The sequence below is a fragment of the Paenarthrobacter sp. AT5 genome, from assembly GCF_032764245.1.
Lineage (GTDB): Bacteria > Actinomycetota > Actinomycetes > Actinomycetales > Micrococcaceae > Arthrobacter > Arthrobacter ureafaciens.
Genome location: NZ_CP136442.1, coordinates 20,199 through 37,714, shown reverse-complemented (window position 1 = coordinate 37,714; position 17,516 = coordinate 20,199). Strand labels below are relative to the sequence as shown.

The following is a 17,516-nucleotide window of genomic DNA, read 5'->3' as shown; positions in this document are numbered from 1 at the left end:
TACCAGAAAAAGGGAGATACCATGAGCCACACCGCCACACCTGCAAAAGCTGCCGTTACTCTTTACACCGGGTTTCACCAGCTGGTCACCGGGGATGTCGCGGGCACGGTGCTTAATGGCGTCGATATTCTGGTGAGAGACGGGGAGATTATTGGCCTTGGCCCGGATCTGCCCCGAACTCTGGCCCCAATTGGCGTTGGCCAGGAACAGGGTGTTGAGGTGGTGAACTGCCGGGGGCTGACCGCCTATCCGGGGCTGATCAACACCCATCACCATTTTTTTCAGGCCTTTGTCCGCAATCTTGCCCCCCTCGACTGGACCCAGCTTGATGTGCTGGCCTGGCTGCGCAAGATCTACCCGGTGTTTGCCCTGGTGGATGAAGACTGCATCTACCACAGCACAGTGGTGTCCATGGCGGAGCTGATCAAGCACGGCTGCACCACCGCGTTTGATCACCAGTACAACTACAGCCGCCGGGGTGGACCCTTTCTGGTGGACCGCCAGTTTGATGCCGCTAACCTGCTGGGGCTGCGTTTTCACGCCGGGCGCGGCTGCATCACCCTGCCGATGGCGGAGGGCAGCACCATTCCCGATGCCATGCGGGAGAGCACCGATACTTTTCTTGCCGATTGCGAACGCCTGGTGAGCCGCTTTCATGACCCGCGGCCCTTCGCCATGCAGCGGGTGGTGGTGGCGCCCAGCTCGCCGGTGATTGCCAACCCGGAAACCTTCGTCGAGTCTGCCCGTCTGGCCCGCCACCTGGGGGTGAGCCTGCACACCCATCTGGGGGAGGGGGAAACCCCCGCCATGGTGGCCCGTTTTGGCGAGCGCAGCCTCGACTGGTGCGAAAACCGGGGCTTTGTCGGGCCGGATGTGTGGCTCGCCCACGGCTTGGAATTCACCGCAGCGGACATCGCCCGCCTTGCCGCCACCGGCACCGGTGTTGCCCATTGCCCGGCGCCGGTGTTTCTGGTGGGTGCCGAAGTCACCGACATTCCCGCCATGGCGGCGGCAGGTGTGCGGGTGGGCTTTGGGGTGGATGGCCACGCCTCCAACGACAGCTCGAACCTCGCCGAGTGCATCCGCCTTGCCTACCTGCTCCAGTGCCTGAAGGCCAGTGAGCGCCAGCATCCGGTGCCAGCTCCCTATGACTTTCTGCGCATGGCCACCCAGGGTGGTGCGGATTGCCTCAACCGGCCTGATCTCGGCGCCCTCGCCGTGGGCAGGGCTGCGGATTTCTTTGCCGTCGATCTGAACCGGATCGAATACATCGGCGCCAACCACGATCCACGGAGCCTGCCCGCGAAAGTGGGTTTTTCCGGCCCCGTGGACATGACCGTGATCAACGGCAAGGTGGTGTGGCGCAACGGTGAATTTCCGGGCCTTGATGAAATGGAGCTGGCCCGGGCTGCGGACGAGGTGTTTCGCCGGGTGATTTACGGCGATCCTTTGGTGGCAGCCCTTCGACGGGGCACCGGTGTCACACCATGCTGAGGCCGGTGATGAGTTTCTTGAGCAAAAGGTTTATTGCCTCGGGTCTACCATAACCCCCGTAGAGTGCCATGGATGCATAGTAGTGGGTGATGAAATAGGCGACCAGATCCCGGTCCACCGGCGCGCCTTTTTGCTGTTCGGCAATGTCGAAATACGGCCCCAGAACTTTTTTGTACATGTCGACCCGGGCATCGAAACTGATAAGGCTCAATTTTTTCAGGTAGCTGGTATTGGCGGCGCTGAGCTTCTGGGCAAGGTCACTGGTAAAGAAGTGGTGCAGGTAATCTGTCACCACATCCAGCCGGTTTTCCGCCGAAGGGTTTGCCTCTATGGCATTTTGCAGGCCCGATTCAAATTCGCTTCTGATCTTTAAATAGATGCTGGTCAGGATTTCTTCGACAGTGCTGAAGTGGCGGTACAGGGAAGTTCTGGAAATGTTTGCCAGCTTGTAGATCTCGGTCATGGTGATGCCGCTTTCACCCTGTCGCAGGGTGAGTTCAAGTGCCGCAGCAATGATTCTTTTCCGGGTTTCAAGAGCTCTGGTGCCTGGTTCTTTGGTCATGTCATACCGTCAATAATTCAGAAGAGCGCAATGTTCGAGCTTGACTGTTCGAGCTTGACTATTCGAGTTTCAATGTTCGGCCTGGCGAGCCAGGCATGGGCAGCCCTGATCATGGAGAGCTCTCGATAACTCGATAATGCGCAGCTCTCGATGATAACCAGCTCTCGATGATAACTAGCTCTCGATGATAGGCAGCTCCCGATCTGCATGGCAATGGTTGCGATGCACCGGATCTTGCTACGGGACAGGGATGTTTTCACTGGCGGAGGTCTTGCAATACCAATCCGTTGCAAGACCAATCTCCTTGCAAGACCAACCCCGGTGATGGCGAGGGATTATCCGGTAACTGCGGTCACAAAGCCAAGGCCCACAGTCACAACGCCTCGGCTCATAGCGGCGGCAGCAGTACGTAGTAGGCGCCGAGCACCACGGCAAGACCGTAGGCGATGGGGTGTACCTGGCGGGCGCGGCCGGTGATCACCATGGCGATGGCGTAGACGATCAGCCCTATGGCCATGCCATCGCTGATGGAGGTAACCGCCATCAGGATCAGGGTCAGGGTGGCAGCGCCGCCGGTGATGACATCGGAAAAATCGATGCGCGCCACTTCCACGAACATCAAGAGGCCAATGAACACCAGTGCCGGGGCCGAGGCCTCGGCGGGAATGATAAGAATCAGCGGGTTCAGATACAGGGCCAGGAAAAAGAACAGGCCCACGAAAATGGCGACAAGGCCGGTGCGCCCGCCACTTTCGATACCGGCGGCGGATTCGCCGAAACAGATGGCGGTGGAGGTGCCCGCCAGGGAGGCGCCGATGGCGGCCATGGCATCCGCCGACAGGGCCTCGGTCGGCTTCAGCATCGCGCCCTGGTCATCGACAAGACCGGCCCGCTGGCACAGGGCGTTCATGGCCGCGAGGGAGCTGAACAGGTCCATGAACACCAGGGACAGCATGGCTGGCAGGGCAATGCCGAGATGCGACCACAGATAGCCAAAATCGAGCGCCAGCCACAGGTCACCAAAGCCTGTCGGCTGGGCCAGGGCGGCGCTCGGCATCGGAGTCAGGGAACCTGTGGCTGTGGGGATAAAAAAGCCGATGGCGGTGAGCAGTATGATGGTGAGAATGATCGCCCCGGGCACCCGCCGGGCCATGAGTCCCATGACAATCGGGATGCCGGACAGCGCCAGCAGCACCGTGGGTGCCGTGACCACGCCGATCTGCACCAGGGAGGGGGCCGGGGCCGCCACCACAATGCCCGCCGTTTTGAGGCCGATGAACATGATGAAAAGACCGATGCCCGCCGTCAGCGCCCGGCGCAGGGCATCGGGGAAGGCATCGAGCAGCAGCCGCCGGATGCCGGTGAGGGTGAGGACAAGAAACACCACCCCGCTCCAGAACACCAGCCCCAGCGCGCCCTGCCAGGGCACGCCAAGGCCCAGAATGAGGGTGTAGGCCACCAGTCCATTGGCGCCCATGCCGGGCGCCACGGCGATGGGCAGATTGGCCATGAGCCCCATCAGAATGGAAAAAACCCCCGCCACCACGGCGGTGATGGTGAGCACCTGGGCTCTGTCCATGCCGGCATCGGACATGATCAGTGGATGCACCACCAGGATGTAGGACATGGTGGCAAAGGTGGTCACCGCCGCCAGCAACTCCCGCTGCACGGTAGTGCCCCGGGAACTCAGTTCGAAAAAGCGGTCCACCCGCTCCATCGGGGTAGGCATGGGGGTAGGGGTGCAGTCGGGCGCGGCGGTATCAGCAGACTTGTTCAAGGGCAGCCTCGGGAGCAGTGGCAGCAGCGGATGGTTTTGAAAACCTGTCCAAATGGTCTGCAAATTGCGTACCGACGGCTGTTGTTCCGCTTTGATCTGTGCCAGGACAAGGGTTTGTGCACATTGTTCAGACTGTGATTGTCTGACCTGTTGTAAAGGATCAGACGCCAGACGTTGCACGTTAGACGCTGCACGTCAGACGTCAGACGCAACCGCAGTGCACCGGGCCTCGGCAGGATGCTCTTGCATTCGTGTTGCGTGTTCACGTCAGACGTCAGAACTGCCATGGCCCATGCACAACAGTGCTGAAGGGTTCACGGATAGGAAATTCAACCGCATGAGGCCAAGTATGGCACGAGTTTTGGGCCTCGAAACACGTTCGGCCAAGGAAGGTTGAGCGCTCGCTTGCCGCTCAATGGCAAGAGCTTGGGAGGCAGTATGCATTTGGGCCTGGCGCGCGCGCAGCTGCTTCCCCGCAGCGATGGATACCGCCGCTTCACTGGGTCACCAATTGACGCGCTGGTCTACCTCGTCGGGTTGAGCTGCCAGATCCCAATCCGGCTCGCCTTGCGCACCATCATCCACCGGCGCGTCGCAGCCCTCCCACAGCGGTGGCCCGCGTGCCGGGGTGATGTGCGGGGGGGCAGACTCCACCCCGATGTGGTTCAGGATGTGGCGGATTTCGGCGCTGTGGGTGATGAAGGCAATGATGCGCATCTGCCCACCGCACATGGGGCACAGCAGCGGAAATGCCTCGTAGATGCGGGCAATCAGCACCGCCCACAAGTAATGCGCCGCTCGCTTCGGGCGTGCTTCAGGTTCGGGTGTGGGTGTGGCCGCGTTGCCCGGCGCCGCCACCCCAGGTACGCCCGCGCCAGGTTGTGCAGTCTCCACCGTGGCTGGTTGCGACGCAGCAGGCTGGGCCAGCGCCGTTACCGCCGCTCTCAGCGGCGAGTTTGGTGCCAGCACACCAAAGTAGCGGTGCCGGTGGGTGCGTGGCGGTGGCACCAGCGCGGCGATGCGGTCGATCAGTTCCAGCGGTGTGAGGTGCAGCTCATCTGCCTTGGCACCACGCTTGTCACTGGTGGGCTCGCTGCGCTGTTTGGCACAGCGGTACACCAGTTTGCTTCCCTCTTTGCGTAGGCGCTCCATGGAAAACGGTGGACGCGCGCAATAGCGCAGCAGCCGCTCCAGCGCAGCGCGGTCGTGGGCTTCGATGCAGACACCGGCGTCCACCGAGAAGCCGCTGTGTTTGTAGCCCAGCATGTCTTTGGCGTCACAGTTCTCCAGCAGGCCCCGAGCAACGAAGGCGCGCAGGATGCGTTTTTGCAGTGTGGTCTGCACTGGGGCCACGGTAGCCGCATCGATGCCGGTGGCCGCGTGAAAGATGACACCCGGCGATGAGATTCGAGGGGTCGCATCAGCATCGCCCTCGCCCTCCACTTCCTCAAACACCCCGTCCACCACACAAACGTGGAAGTGGACGTGTTCATTGAGGCTGGAGCCGAATCGGTGAATGAAGGCGATGGCACCGATGTGCAGGCCTGCCTTGTCCATATGGGCCGCACCGGGGCTGTGGGTCTGCAGAGTTTGTGCGATCACCCGCAGAAAGATGCGCAGCACCATGCTCAGCACCGCTCCGTCGCGTTGCATGAAGTACCGCAACCTCTTGGGCACGGAGAGCACCCACTGGCGCACCGGCAGGCGGGGGAATACGTGATCGTTCAGGTGCGCTGCTGTCTCCACCATGCGCCGGGTGGTGCACGAGGGGCAGACTCCCCGGCCTTTGCAGGAGAAGGCTACAAAGTAGTCGTGCCCACAGTCGCCGCAGCGAGCGCGGGCAAAGCCATGGGCAAAGATGCCGCACTCAAGATACTTGGCAAACGCTTTGCGCACGAAGGGCTTGGGGGTGTGGTGGTCGCCCTGGCCGTCGAACTGACCCGCGCTGGCCAACTCTAGCCAGGTCTCGTAGTGCTCGGCTACCGTTTGGTACAGCAGCGTGCGTTCGGGGTGGCGTGGGTTGTAGAGCTTGGGCTTGGAAGTGGCTGACATGAATGCTGTACAAATGCACAGTATTCTGCGGCGATTGTTTGGGTACGCAAAGCACAAGGCCCGAACCGTCGCCAGTTCGGGCCTTGTCAGGGTAGCTTGGCTGCGGACTTACTTGCGCGCAGGCGGCACATCCGTGCAGCTGCCATGCGCCACTTCCGCCGCCATGCCGATGCTCTCGCCCAGCGTCGGATGCGGGTGGATGGTCTTGCCGATGTCCACTGCGTCCGCACCCATCTCGATAGCCAGCGCGATCTCTCCGATCATGTCGCCCGCGTGGGTGCCGACCATGCCACCGCCCAGGATCTTGCCGTGGCCCCGGCCAGCATGGCCGTCTCCTGATCCTGCTTCGGGGCTGTCGTCGAACAGCAGCTTGGTGAAGCCTTCGTCGCGGCCGTTGGCAATGGCGCGGCCCGAGGCCGTCCAGGGGAACAGGCCCTTCTTGACCTTGATGCCTTGGGCCTTGGCCTGGTCTTCCGTCAGGCCCACCCAAGCCACTTCAGGGTCGGTGTAGGCCACGCTTGGGATCACGCGGGCGTTGAAGGCGGCGCTTGCCAGCTCTTTGTTGCCTTGCAGTTCACCGGCAATCACTTCTGCCGCCACGTGTGCCTCATGCACCGCCTTGTGCGCCAGCATGGGCTGCCCGACGATGTCGCCGATGGCGAAGATGTGCGGCACGTTGGTGCGCATCTGGATGTCGACGTTGATGAAACCGCGGTCCGTCACGGCCACGCCGGCCTTTTCAGCGGCAATCTTCTTGCCGTTGGGCGTGCGGCCCACGGCCTGCAGCACCAGGTCGTACACCTGGGGTTCGGGGGTGGTGCCGCCCTCTTCCGCTGGCGCGAATGTGACCTTGATGCCTTCAGGTGTGGCCTCGGCACCCACGGTTTTCGTCTTCAACATGATGTTGTCGAAGCGCTTGGCGTTCATCTTCTGCCAGATCTTGACCAGGTCGCGGTCGGCGCCCTGCATCAGGCCGTCCATCATTTCCACCACATCCAGGCGTGCGCCCAGGGTGCTGTACACCGTGCCCATTTCCAGGCCGATGATGCCGCCGCCCAGGATGAGCATGCGTTTGGGCACGCCGCTGAGCGCCAGCGCGCCGGTGGAATCGACCACGCGCGGGTCGTTGGGCATGAACGGCAGGCGCACGGCCTGGCTGCCAGCGGCGATGATGGCGCGCTTGAAGGCGATGACCTTCTTGGTGCCCGTCTTCTCCTGGCCCGTGCCGGTGGTTTCTTCCACTTCGAGGTGGTTGGCGCCGACAAAGGCACCGTAGCCGCGAACGGTGGTGACCTTGCGCATTTTGGCCATGGCGGGGTCTCCTCGTTTTCAGTGCAATAAGTGACGGTACGCAAAGCTAGCACTGGCGCGGGGGTGGTCTGGGTAGACCGTTGATTTCATTGACTTTCCTGTTCGCTTTGTAAACGGGTATGGTGGCCTCCCACTTTTGAGGTTCACGATGCAGGGTTGGCACACAACGTTTTTGGGGATGCGTGGGCTCCCCCGCGATATCAGCGACTTCGAGATGAAGGCATTTTTCACCTTCGATGGTGCCGAGCGCGACGCAATCAATGCACGCCGAGGTGATTCCCACAAGCTTGGTCTGGCGCTCCATATTGGTTTCCTGCGCATGAGTGGGCGTTTGCTCGGTGCCTTTCGGGTAATTCCAGTAGCCTTGTGGCGCCACCTTGGCAACGAGCTTGGCATTGCAGCACCAGAAGTCGCCTCGCTGAGAGCCATGTATGAACGCGGGCGCACGCTATTCGATCACCAACAAGTAGCCTGCACGGTCCTTGGATTCCAGTGGATGAGCGAGCACCAGCGCCGCTCACTGGTACGTGAACTGCGCGACGAAGTGGCGCGCTGCGCCGACCGCGATCAGCTACTCGTGCGGGCGCGTCAATGGCTGTACAAGAACAAGCTGGTGATCGTGCACGAGCGGGCAATTCGGACACTGATTGCGGCGGCACTTGCCCAGCTTGAAGTTGAAACAGGCACCGCCATCGCCGCCAGCGTTGATCCAGCAACACTTGATCGCTGGCGAGCCTCAGTTTCAGAGCTGCGCCCAGATGGACAAACCCAGCAGAGTTGGCTATGGGCTGCACCGGCGAAACACTCAACCCGCCAAATCAGCGAGGTACTGGAGCGCATCGACCTGCTTTACACGCTGGACGTTCATAAGCACCTGGCAGACATCCCCGATCTCATCTTGCGCCGCTACGCGCGCCGACTTGTCTCCAGGCCGCCCTCAGCCGGAGCCAAGATCAAAGAGCCAGCGCGCACCGTGGAGGTCGCATGCTTTCTTCGGTATTGCCTGTTCACCACCACAGACCAGTTGATCCTTATGGTGCAGCGCCGGATCGCCGATCTGTGGCGTCAGGCTGCCGCCGATGTCCCCGCTACCGTCAATTGGGCCGCAATGTACAAAACGCTGCTCGGCGAACTTGTTGCCTTGAGCGCGCAAGGTGCGGTGCCAGATGCTGAGTTGCGTGCCCGTCTTGAAGCCTTGATCACCGAAACCCAGAAACGCAAACCACCGAGCAGGGCCTCCCTGGTCCGCGAGGGATTGATTGATGGAATTCGCCCCGTGCGGTCGTTGCTCGTCGCCATTGCAAAGCTGCCCTGGCAGGCCACCGGCGAGCATCCTGCCATCGAGTACCTTGCCAAGCTGCAAGCTTTATATCTCAAAGGATCCAGAAAGCTGCCAGTTGAAGTGGTGGCACCAAGTCTGGGAATGATCTGGCAGGTTTCGATCTCCAGCCCAGACCGGGAACGGGCGTTTCAGGCGTTGGAGGTGGCCACCCTGTTTGCCCTGCGCCGCGCGGTGCGCAATGGCTCGGTCTGGATTGAGCACAGCCTGAGCTTTCGGGGTCGTGCGCGCTTGTTCTTCACGGACGAGCGTTGGCAGGCAGAGTCCAAGAAACACTATGCCCGTCTATCGTTACCCAGCAAGGCTGCCACTTTCTTGAAGCCTTTGCTGGCCAGAGTAACTGCCGGTGTCGATGCGGTGGCCGCTGCAGCCCGCAGTGGCGTACTGCGCGTGGATGATGAACTCCATTTGTCGCCATTGCCCGCAGAGGACGAAGACCCAGAAGTGACCAAGCTGCGCGCGGCTTTGGATCACCGCATCGGTGAGGTTCAATTGCCGGAAGTGATTCTGGCCGTTGACGCCCAGGTGCGCTTTAGCTGGATCATGCTCGGACGTGAGCCGCGCTCTACCGACGAGCTGCTGATGGTCTATGCCGGCATCATGGCCCACGGCACCAGTCTGACTGCGGTCGAATGCGCGCGCATGATTCCGCAATTGTCTGCCACCAGCATTCGCCAGGCCATGCGCTGGGCGCGGGACGAACGGCGTCTGAGCCAGGCCTGCCAGGCTGTGCTGGAATTCATGCAGCGACACCCGATTGCCGCCACCTGGGGGCGGTCCGATTTGGCATCTTCTGACATGATGAGCATGGAGACCACCAAACGGGTGTGGCAAGCCCGGCTTGATCCTCGGCGCAACACACCTTCCATTGGAATCTACTCCCATGTAAAAGACCGGTGGGGCATCTTCCATGCGCAGCCCTTTGTGCTCAATGAGCGCCAGGCGGGCGTGGCCATTGAAGGTGTCATCCGCCAAGAAAAGCTGGAGACCAGCCAGCTTGCTGTGGATACCCATGGCTACACCGACTTTGCCATGTCACATGCCCGTTTGCTTGGTTTTGATCTTTGCCCGCGGTTGAAGGAACTCAAACAGCGCCACCTCTTTGTGCCACGCGGCACCAAAGTGCCCGCAGAAATCGCTGCGGTGTGCGAAGCCAATGTCGACGTCGCTTTGATCGAAAAGCATTGGGATAGTCTGGTGCACCTGGCAGCCTCGGTCATGAGCGGACATGCCAGTGCGGTGGCAGCTCTTGCGCGGTTCGGTTCTGCCGCCCAGGGCGATCCAATCTATGAGGCTGGCGTGCAATTGGGGCGGTTGCTGCGTACGGCGTTTTTGGCTGACTACTTTGTCAAGGACGCTTTCAGGAACGAGTTGCGCCGGGTGCTCAATCGGGGCGAGGCTGTTAACGCCCTCAAGCGCGCCATTTATACCGGCCGGATCAGCCCGGCGCAGGCCAAACGTGTCGATGAAATGCAGGCTGTGGCCGATGCGTTGAGCCTGATGGCCAACATCGTGATGGCGTGGAATACCTCACAGATGCAGGCGGTCCTGGATCGCTGGTCGAACCGCCGCCAGGTCATTCCACCGGAACTGATCGGGAAGATTGCGCCCACCAGGCTGGAGAGCATCAACTTGCGGGGTGTGTTTCGCTTCCCGGTTGACCGCTATGCTGACCAAATCCTGCCTTCGCGGCCAAATGCATCGATAACTGGCACCAATGGATGAAACCGACCACGGTTTGACGCCACGAATCGCAGATTTGAAAGTGAACAGGAAAGTCAATGAAATCAACGATCTACCAACACCACCTCCGCGCCAGTGCTAGCTTTTCGTACCGTCACTTATTGCACTGAAAACGAGGAGACCCCTGTTCGCGTTGGCTTCCTATGGTCGGCGCGATCCCGCTTCCCTGGAACAGTTGCGCGCCACCTTTGCAAAGGAAGGCATTCCCCCGGAATTTCTGTCACATTACGAGGCTGATGGACCCTTTGCATGTCTTAGACAGAATGACGGGTTAAGTGACAAATTTTGACGACCAGAACTTTCCGGTGCACACTGTCACATAATCGAACGTATAAATAACAGAGGAGAAGTGGCGTGCTCGTCGGTTACATGCGCGTCTCGAAGGTCGACGGCTCCCAGACCACGGATCTGCAGCGCGACGCGCTCCTGGCCGTCGGCACCGATCCGGAGTCCCTGTATGAGGACAAGGCCTCCGGCAAGAAGGAGGACCGGCCCCAGCTCGCCGCCTGCCTCAAGGCCCTGCGCCACGGGGACACCCTGGTCGTCTGGAAGCTCGACCGGCTCGGCCGGGACCTGCGCCACCTGGTCAACGTCGTCCATGACCTCACCGAACGCGGTATCGGGCTGAAAGTCCTCACCGGGCAGGGTGCTGCCATCGACACCACCACAGCCTCCGGGAAGCTTGTTTTCGGGATCTTCGCCGCCCTGGCTGAGTTCGAACGCGAACTGATCTCCGAACGCACCATCGCCGGCCTTGCCGCCGCCCGCGCCCGCGGCCGCAACGGCGGACGGCCCTACAAGATGACCCCGGCGAAACTCCGTCTCGCCATGGCCTCCATGGGCCGGCCCGAAACCAAAGTCAGCGACCTCTGCACAGAACTCGGCATCACCCGCCAGACGCTCTACCGGCACGTATCACCCACCGGGGAACTGCGCCCCGAAGGCGAAGGGCTCCTTGCCCGGTCGTACCGCCCTCGAAGTGTCTGAAGTGCAGGCATCGGCATGAGCACGACGGCCGTGAATCCAACAGCGGCAGCGGTGTGCAGATCAAGGTGAAGGCAGGACCGCCACCAGCAGCACCATGTGGTCCTCAGGGCACGTGGTGGCGATTCCCTTTGCCGTCCGTTTCGTCGTGCTTCTCAGGATCGTGCCCGTTTGCGCGAGTGTCGAAGCCATCAATGGAACAGGCGCTTTGAGCCGTTGATGCGGACCGCGGACGGGATCTGAGGATCAGGAAGACAGCGAGGGCGGCTAGAAAGAGCAGAGCGGAAACCCAGGTGTTCACGCGCAGGCCCAGAATGGTGTTGGCGTAGTCGGAGCGCATCAGTTCGAAGATAAAACGGCCGGCGGTGTACAGGACGACGTAGAGGGCGAATACGGAGCCGGCCCCGAGCTTGTACCTGCGGTCCAGGAACACCAGCAGCGCTGCAGCGGCCAGGCACCACAGTGACTCGTAGAGGAACGTCGGCTGGAAGTATCCGAGGGTCTCCGGCGTTCCGTCGGCGGTGAGTACGGCCTGACCGGTGGCCGGGTTCATGTTGTGGATCTGGAGTTTCCAGGGCAGGTTTGTCGGCTCGCCGTAGAGTTCGTTGTTGAACCAGTTGCCCCAGCGGCCCATCGCCTGGGCCAGGAGCAGGCCGGGTGCGGCGGCGTCGGCGAATGTTGCCAGGCGCACGCCGGTGCGCCGTGCCCCAATAGCGGCGCCGGCCAGACCGACGGCGACGGCGCCCCAGATCCCGAGACCACCCTCCCAGATCCGGAAAGCGCCCCACGGGTCTTTGCCGGGCCCGAAGTACAGCTGGTTGTCTGTGATGACGTGATAAAGCCTGCCGCCGACGATGCCGAATGGAACCGCCCACATGATGATGTCCATGGCCTGCGCCGTCGTGCCGCCCCGAGCCCGGAAGCGGCGGGCTGTCAGCCAGGCGCCTATGACGATGCCTGCCAGGATGCAGAGCGCATAGAAACGTATCGTCAGCGGCCCGATTTCGACGGCGCTGACCGTCGGCGACGGAATAAAGAAGCCGGGCAGTACTAAAGGTTGCATGGGAATCTGTCCCTCATTAAGGAGAAGAGGGCCATCACGCCCTTCTAGATCGTAATCGCAAAGGCAGCTGATGCTTGATCGGTACACGTTGATCCGTGTTGCCGGGGCGGGTGTCCCCGGCTTACTGCAGGCATCATTGGGAGGGTTTCGGCGGGAGAATCTGCAACGCGCCCCTCCCTGGCCCGTAGATCAGCAGGACCGGGAGGGCGATGAACCAGCCCGCGACCAGGACCGGTTTGCGGCCGTACCGGTCCGAAGGGTTCCGGCGAAGTAGTTGGTGGCGGCTTTGGCCAGCCCGAGCGCCAGGATGTACGTCAGGGCGGAGGTGTACTCATCGAGGTGGAAGACCTCTCCGGCGAGCAGCGGCAGCACCGTCCGCTCCTGGCCAAGGGTGCCGCCGACGAAGGCGTTGACGGCAACGAGGAGCATGAACTGGGCCAGGTTCTGCCGCAGTCCCAGCGTGATGGCCTCGGTTGTTCCAGGCTGCCGGCGGGCGGGGTTGTCGCCTGAGACCATTGCCGGATCCTGTCAGTGTTAGGGGTGCGGTTATCTGACTGACCCGACGGCGGGGTCCCTGTGGTGCCCGGCCGTTTACCCGCCCGTGTCGGTTTTGATTCTGAACGCGCCCGCACCGGCCCGTCCCGGACCGCCGCACCGGAGTTGCAGTGGGTTTTCCCGCGGTCGCTGGCTGGTCAGCGGGCTTGGACGGTGGCCATCATGCCTTGGTCTTCGTGGTCGAGGATGTGGCAGTGGAACACGGTGCGGCCGGGAAAGTCGTCAAAGGCTACCCGGACTTTCACCTGGCTGCGGGCGGGGACGTTGACCACGTCCTGCCAGGTGGGCCTGGTCACGTCACGGTCGCCGTCCTGGACGATCTGCATGGGCCACACGTGCAGGTGGATGGGATGGTCCATGGGGCTGGAGTTGGTCAGGGTCCACTCCTCCACGGTCCCGGCCGCGGCCGTCTCGTCGACCCGTTCGGGGTCGAACTTCCGTCCATTGATGGTGAAGGCCATCATGCTGCCCATCCCCGCGCCCGAGCCCATGTTTTCGTTCATGCCCGTGTTTGCGTTCATGCCCATGGCGAAGTTCAGGGTGCGGGCGGCGGTGACCGGTTCGTTCCGCAGATCGCGCAGGGGCCTGCCTTCGGGCACGGGCCCTGGGTCAGTGCCGGCGCTTCCCGAGACGGCCAGGGTGAGCAGGTCGACCGGGCCGCCACCGGAGGCGTTGTCACCCCCCATGGCACCGCCCATCATGGCGTCCATGCTGCCGCGGTCCACGGGGGCCGCGGTGAGGGTGGAGGATCCGTCGCGGGTTTCCACGAGCAGCTCTACGCGGTTGCCGGGGGCGAGAACCACTTCGGTGACGTCCTCGGGGACAGGCAGGCGTCCGAGGTCCCGGCTGAGCAGCCGGAGCTGCTGTCCGTCAAGTGCCAGGCGCAGGTAGCGGGAGGGGCAGGCGTTGATGATCCGCCACCGCTCCCGTTCTCCGGGCGCGGCGCGCAGTCGCGGACGGAGTTGGCCGTTGACCAGGACAATCTGCCCCTCACGTCCCATCATCTGCTGCATCTGGCTTACCTCGGCGAGATTGCCGTCGGCGTCGAGGGACAGGTCCGAGACCACCAGCACCCTTTCCCGGGTGACCGGGACCGGGTCGGGGTCCTCCACCACGATGGCGCCGTAGAGGCCGGCGGCGACCTGGCCGGCGACGTGGCCGTGGCGGTGCGGGTGGTACCAGTAGGTGCCCGGCGGGTGGTCCGCTGGCAGGGTGAATTCGTAGTCGAAGGACCCGCCCGGGTCAATGCTGACGAAGGGGTTGTCGCTGTTGCCCTGGGGGGAGACGTGCAGTCCGTGCACGTGCAGGTTGGTGGGAGCCTGCAGCCCGTTGCGCATGGTGACCCGGATCGTGTCGCCCGCGCGGACCCGCAGGGTCGGGCCGGGCAGGGAGCCGTTGAACGCCTGGACGTTGGCCTCCTGCCCGCCGATCCGGGCCCGTGCCGGCGCGGCGGTCAGGTCCAGCTCCAGCACCCGGTCGCGGCTGGCCAGCACCTGCGGTTCGGTCAGGTCCTCAACCCCGGTGTATCCGGAGCCGGGTCGGGTGCCGGTGGTCTGCCACAGCCCGGCGCCGCCGGCAGCCGTAGCGCCGGCACCGACCGCACCCAGTGCCAGCAGCTGGCGGCGTGTCAGCGGCCTCACCGGCTGTCCTCCTCCAGTGTCCGTCGCCGTTCCTGGTATTCCTCGGTGCTGATCTCCCCGCGGGCGTAGCGCTCTTCAAGGATCTCCCGGGCCCGGGCAGGGCCCGCACCCGGCCGTGGTGGTCCCTGCCCATCGGTGGGGGCGTTGCCGCCGGCGTTGCGGGTGAAGGCTTTGACCAGCACCACGGCGAGCAGGATGACGCCGGCGATCAGCAGAAGCCAGAAAATCCAGGCAAGCCCCATCCCGCCCATACCATAGTCGTTCATCATCCAGGGGGTTCCTTGTCTCTTGTCGTGCACGGCGAGGCCGTTTCTGACCGGGGGCTTTCCGCGCCGTGCGGGGGCGGTGGTCCTAGGCCTTGGTTGACTGGCGGGAGTTGTGCCAGGCGTCCCAGGCGGCGTAGCTGCCGTCGAGTTCGATGACGTCGTACCCGGCGCGGCGCAGGGCGCTGGCCGCGACGGAGTTCCGCACACCGGACTGGCAGTAGCTCACGATGGTTCCTTCGGCCGGGAGTTCATCCAGGTGCCACATGGCGCGGCCGCCACTGAGCTGGTACGAGCCGGGCACGTGCCCGGCGGTGTGCTCGGTCTTGTTCCGGACATCCAGGACCATGGCCGCGTCGAAGTTGCCCAGTTCTTCGGGCTGGATCAGCTTCGGCGTGAAGGTGGGCAGCCCGTCGATGTTGGTGACGTACCCGGCGACGTTGTCGATGCCGACCCGGACCAGGTGGTCCCACATGTCCTGCGCGGCTTCCTGGTCCTTGGCCAGGAGTACCAGGGGGTTCTGATCGGTTTCCGGGTTCACTACCCAGGCGCCGTAGCTGGCTACGGACTTGCCGGCTGGTACGTTCAGGGACCGGACCACGGTGCCCTTATGGACTTCGCTGTTGGGGCGGGTGTCGATGAAAGTCAGGGTGTCCTGTTCCAGGCCCGCGGCAACGATCTCGGCTGACAGTTCGGGCAGCGGGATACGCTCACCCATCACGGCCGGGCCTTCACGGTTCTCGCGCTTCATCCGGCCGAAGTAGGCGTGGGCGTCGGGCTGGCCATCCAAAAGCTCGTTGATGAAGCCGGCCTCGTCGTTCGCGGCCAGGTACGGACCCCACCAGGAGTAGAGGCGTTCGTAGCCGACGGTGGAGGAGGGGATGGCGCCCAGTGCCTTGCCGCAGGCGCTGCCGGCGCCGTGGGCCGGGTGGACCTGGACGTAGTCCGGCAGCGTCAGGAACTTGTCCCGCAGGCTCGCGAACAGCTGCTTGGCGCCCTCGAAGCGGGTGTCGATGCCGCCGGCCGCCTCGTCCAGCAGGTCCGGCCGGCCCAGGTCCCCGGAGAACACGAAGTCACCCGAGAGCAGGTAGCCGGGCTGGTCGCTGAACGCCCCGTCGGTCACCAGGAACGACAGGTGCTCCGGGGTGTGTCCCGGGGTGTGCAGGGCCTTGATGCTGATGTTGCCGACAGTGATCGCGTCGCCGTCGTAGAGCCGTTCACCGTCGAATTCGTACTGCCAGTCCGGCCCACCCTCGCCCGAGACATAAATCTTCGCGCCGGTAGCGGCCGCCAGCTCCCGGGTGCCGGAAAGATAGTCGGCGTGGATGTGGGTTTCGGTGACCGCCACGATCTTCATGCCGTTCTTCTCGGCCAGATCCTGGTAGACCGTAATGTCCCGGCGCCCGTCAACGACCACGGCCGTGCCGTTGGCCTGGCAGCCGATCAAGTAGCTGGCCTGGGCGAGGTCTTCATCATAAATACGCTCGATAAGCATCTGGTGTTCTCCTTCGATTGAAAGGGGTGGGAGGTTTGTTCTGAATCCAGTATAGATACCCCTGGGGGTATTACGCAAGCGGGTTGCGGCCTAGTCGGATTTCCTGCGGAAAAGCCGGTGCAGGAGCCCTGCGCAGGCCTGCCGGGGCATGCCCCGGCTGTTGCCGGGACGGGTTTTCCGGGGCTTGTTGATAGGTGACGGGGTGGCCTGCCCGGTACCACTATGTGATGCCGCCGGCCACGTTGACAGTGGTGTGTCCGCGGTCGGTGAGGATCCGTGCGGCCTGGCTGCTGCGTTTCCCTGGCCCGCACAACAGGTAGAGCGTTGTGTTGGGAAGGTCAGCAAGCCGGGAAGACAGTTCCTCGAGTGGGATGTTCAGGCTGCCGGGCCGTGGCGTGCTCTTCCCGGCTCCGGACGTCCACCACTGTTGCGCGGGGCCACACCGTGGCGAGTTCGTCTGGCGTGACAGTACCGAATGCGTGGTCGCCTTGCATGAGTCAGGTGCGTTGGTGTCCGGCCTCGGCGCGGAGTTTGTCCATGTCGAGGTTTTTTACGGCCTGGATGACTTCCTCGAGTCCGGTGGCGTTGAGGGCTCCGGGCTGGGAGAAGACCAGGGTTTTGTCCTTGAAGGCCATGAGTGTGGGGATGGAGGTGATGTTTGCTGCTGCGGCGAGTGCCTGTTCCGCTTCGGTGTCGACCTTGGCGAAGGTGATGTCGGGGTGCCTTTGGGCGGCAGCTCCGTAGGTGGGGGCGAACATGCGGCAGGGGCCGCACCAGGCTGCCCAGAAGTCAACGAAGACGATCCCGTTGTTCTCCAGGGTCTGGGCGAAGCTCTGTCCGGTGACGTCGATGGTTGCCATCGTCTTTCGTGTCCTTTCGGGAGTTATCTGGGGTGTGGCGGGGACCGGAAGGGTCAGGTGGTGGGGAGGCCTGCGCGGGTCCAGGCGATCATGCCGCCGGCCATGGTGTCCGCTGTGTAGCCCGCCCCGTTGAGGGCATCGGCGACGGCGGCGGAGCGGTTGCCGCTGCGGCAGACCGCAATGACGGGCACGGCCGGGTCCAGTTCGGACAGGCGCGCCTGCAGTTGGCCCATGGGGATGTGCAGGGCGCCGGGGATCATGCCTTCCTCGACTTCGAAGTCCTCGCGGACATCGAGGATGCGGGCGCTGGTCCGCCGCTGCGCGGCTTCAGTGATGGTGATTTCAGCCATTGGATTCTCCTTGGAATATTGCGGGCTG

General features: G+C 63.1%; 13 protein-coding genes and 3 pseudogenes. 4 read left to right on the top strand and 12 right to left on the bottom strand.

All coding sequences use genetic code 11. The annotated features are described in order from the left end of the window. Nucleotides 1-21 precede the first annotated feature (21 nt). A complete protein-coding gene (locus tag RI444_RS22000; protein ID WP_243543046.1) occupies nt 22-1,494 on the top strand; it encodes an amidohydrolase in 1,473 nt (490 codons plus the stop codon). Here RI444_RS22000 and RI444_RS21995 read toward each other — a convergent pair. The 4 genes and pseudogenes from RI444_RS21995 to RI444_RS21980 all read right to left on the bottom strand — a co-directional run. After that, nucleotides 1,481-2,056: a TetR/AcrR family transcriptional regulator gene (locus RI444_RS21995; RefSeq protein WP_011117161.1), complete on the bottom strand. Its 576-nt coding sequence runs from the start codon at nt 2,054-2,056 to the stop codon at nt 1,481-1,483. The genes RI444_RS22000 and RI444_RS21995 overlap by 14 nt on opposite strands. A gap of 388 nt (nt 2,057-2,444) precedes the next feature. After that, nucleotides 2,445-3,785 (bottom strand): NCS2 family permease, encoded by a 1,341-nt coding sequence (locus RI444_RS21990; RefSeq protein ID WP_011117162.1) that lies wholly within the window; start codon nt 3,783-3,785, stop codon nt 2,445-2,447. Between the two features lie 552 nt (nt 3,786-4,337). Continuing rightward, nucleotides 4,338-5,885 (bottom strand): IS91-like element ISPps1 family transposase, encoded by a 1,548-nt coding sequence (locus tag RI444_RS21985; protein WP_008328818.1) that lies wholly within the window; start codon nt 5,883-5,885, stop codon nt 4,338-4,340. Nucleotides 5,886-5,993: 108 nt separating this feature from the next. Continuing rightward, nucleotides 5,994-7,208 (bottom strand): annotated as a pseudogene (locus RI444_RS21980) (dihydrolipoyl dehydrogenase family protein); the annotation flags it as partial. A 136-nt stretch (nt 7,209-7,344) separates the two neighbouring features. On the opposite strand from RI444_RS21980, the gene RI444_RS21975 reads away from it, so the two are divergent. The 3 genes and pseudogenes from RI444_RS21975 to RI444_RS21965 all read left to right on the top strand — a co-directional run bounded on the left by RI444_RS21975 (nt 7,345) and on the right by RI444_RS21965 (nt 11,265). Beyond that, nucleotides 7,345-10,260 carry a Tn3-like element IS1071 family transposase gene (locus RI444_RS21975; protein ID WP_003049965.1) on the top strand — a complete coding sequence of 972 codons (2,916 nt, stop codon included), beginning with the start codon at nt 7,345-7,347 and terminating at the stop codon, nt 10,258-10,260. 127 nt (nt 10,261-10,387) lie between these two features. Continuing rightward, nucleotides 10,388-10,567: pseudogene (locus tag RI444_RS21970) on the top strand (TniQ family protein); the annotation flags it as partial. A gap of 65 nt (nt 10,568-10,632) precedes the next feature. Beyond that, on the top strand, nt 10,633-11,265 hold the full coding sequence (locus RI444_RS21965; protein ID WP_021474748.1) for a recombinase family protein: 633 nt from the start codon (nt 10,633-10,635) through the stop codon (nt 11,263-11,265). A gap of 103 nt (nt 11,266-11,368) precedes the next feature. On the opposite strand, the gene lgt is transcribed toward RI444_RS21965, so the two are convergent. The 8 genes and pseudogenes from lgt to RI444_RS21930 all read right to left on the bottom strand — a co-directional run bounded on the left by lgt (nt 11,369) and on the right by RI444_RS21930 (nt 17,488). Beyond that, entirely contained in the window at nt 11,369-12,325 is a 957-nt protein-coding gene (lgt, locus tag RI444_RS21960; protein WP_011777005.1) for a prolipoprotein diacylglyceryl transferase, read from the bottom strand. A 169-nt stretch (nt 12,326-12,494) separates the two neighbouring features. Beyond that, nucleotides 12,495-12,841 (bottom strand): annotated as a pseudogene (locus RI444_RS21955) (MFS transporter); the annotation flags it as partial. Nucleotides 12,842-13,017: 176 nt separating this feature from the next. Further along, the gene (locus tag RI444_RS21950; protein ID WP_011777007.1) at nt 13,018-14,520 is read right to left on the bottom strand and encodes a multicopper oxidase family protein; all 1,503 of its coding nucleotides are present in this window, start codon (nt 14,518-14,520) and stop codon (nt 13,018-13,020) included. Then, nucleotides 14,517-14,789, bottom strand: coding sequence for an SHOCT domain-containing protein (locus RI444_RS21945; RefSeq protein ID WP_021474747.1), 273 nt, complete (start codon nt 14,787-14,789; stop codon nt 14,517-14,519). Before RI444_RS21945 ends, RI444_RS21950 begins: the two co-directional genes overlap by 4 nt. An 82-nt stretch (nt 14,790-14,871) precedes the next feature. After that, nucleotides 14,872-16,278 carry an MBL fold metallo-hydrolase gene (locus tag RI444_RS21940; RefSeq protein ID WP_011777009.1) on the bottom strand — a complete coding sequence of 469 codons (1,407 nt, stop codon included), beginning with the start codon at nt 16,276-16,278 and terminating at the stop codon, nt 14,872-14,874. 220 nt (nt 16,279-16,498) lie between these two features. Next, nucleotides 16,499-16,636, bottom strand: a complete 138-nt coding sequence (locus tag RI444_RS23135) for a rhodanese-like domain-containing protein (protein WP_342028989.1) — start codon at nt 16,634-16,636, stop codon at nt 16,499-16,501. A 139-nt stretch (nt 16,637-16,775) separates the two neighbouring features. After that, nucleotides 16,776-17,138, bottom strand: coding sequence for a thioredoxin family protein (locus RI444_RS21935; RefSeq protein ID WP_011777011.1), 363 nt, complete (start codon nt 17,136-17,138; stop codon nt 16,776-16,778). 53 nt (nt 17,139-17,191) lie between these two features. Further along, nucleotides 17,192-17,488 carry a rhodanese-like domain-containing protein gene (locus RI444_RS21930; protein ID WP_011777012.1) on the bottom strand — a complete coding sequence of 99 codons (297 nt, stop codon included), beginning with the start codon at nt 17,486-17,488 and terminating at the stop codon, nt 17,192-17,194. Nucleotides 17,489-17,516: the final 28 nt, after the last annotated feature.

What these genes read in the sequence shown, in the direction of transcription:
- RI444_RS21995 (WP_011117161.1), bottom strand. Translation starts at nt 2,056, where the DNA reads ATGACCAAAGAACCAGGCACCAGAGCTCTTGAAACCCGGAAAAGAATC.
- RI444_RS21930 (WP_011777012.1), bottom strand. Translation starts at nt 17,488, where the DNA reads ATGGCTGAAATCACCATCACTGAAGCCGCGCAGCGGCGGACCAGCGCC.
- RI444_RS21975 (WP_003049965.1), top strand. Translation starts at nt 7,345, where the DNA reads ATGCAGGGTTGGCACACAACGTTTTTGGGGATGCGTGGGCTCCCCCGC.
- RI444_RS21945 (WP_021474747.1), bottom strand. Translation starts at nt 14,789, where the DNA reads ATGATGAACGACTATGGTATGGGCGGGATGGGGCTTGCCTGGATTTTC.
- RI444_RS21935 (WP_011777011.1), bottom strand. Translation starts at nt 17,138, where the DNA reads ATGGCAACCATCGACGTCACCGGACAGAGCTTCGCCCAGACCCTGGAG.
- RI444_RS21985 (WP_008328818.1), bottom strand. Translation starts at nt 5,885, where the DNA reads ATGTCAGCCACTTCCAAGCCCAAGCTCTACAACCCACGCCACCCCGAA.
- lgt (WP_011777005.1), bottom strand. Translation starts at nt 12,325, where the DNA reads ATGCAACCTTTAGTACTGCCCGGCTTCTTTATTCCGTCGCCGACGGTC.
- RI444_RS22000 (WP_243543046.1), top strand. Translation starts at nt 22, where the DNA reads ATGAGCCACACCGCCACACCTGCAAAAGCTGCCGTTACTCTTTACACC.
- RI444_RS21940 (WP_011777009.1), bottom strand. Translation starts at nt 16,278, where the DNA reads ATGCTTATCGAGCGTATTTATGATGAAGACCTCGCCCAGGCCAGCTAC.
- RI444_RS21990 (WP_011117162.1), bottom strand. Translation starts at nt 3,785, where the DNA reads ATGCCTACCCCGATGGAGCGGGTGGACCGCTTTTTCGAACTGAGTTCC.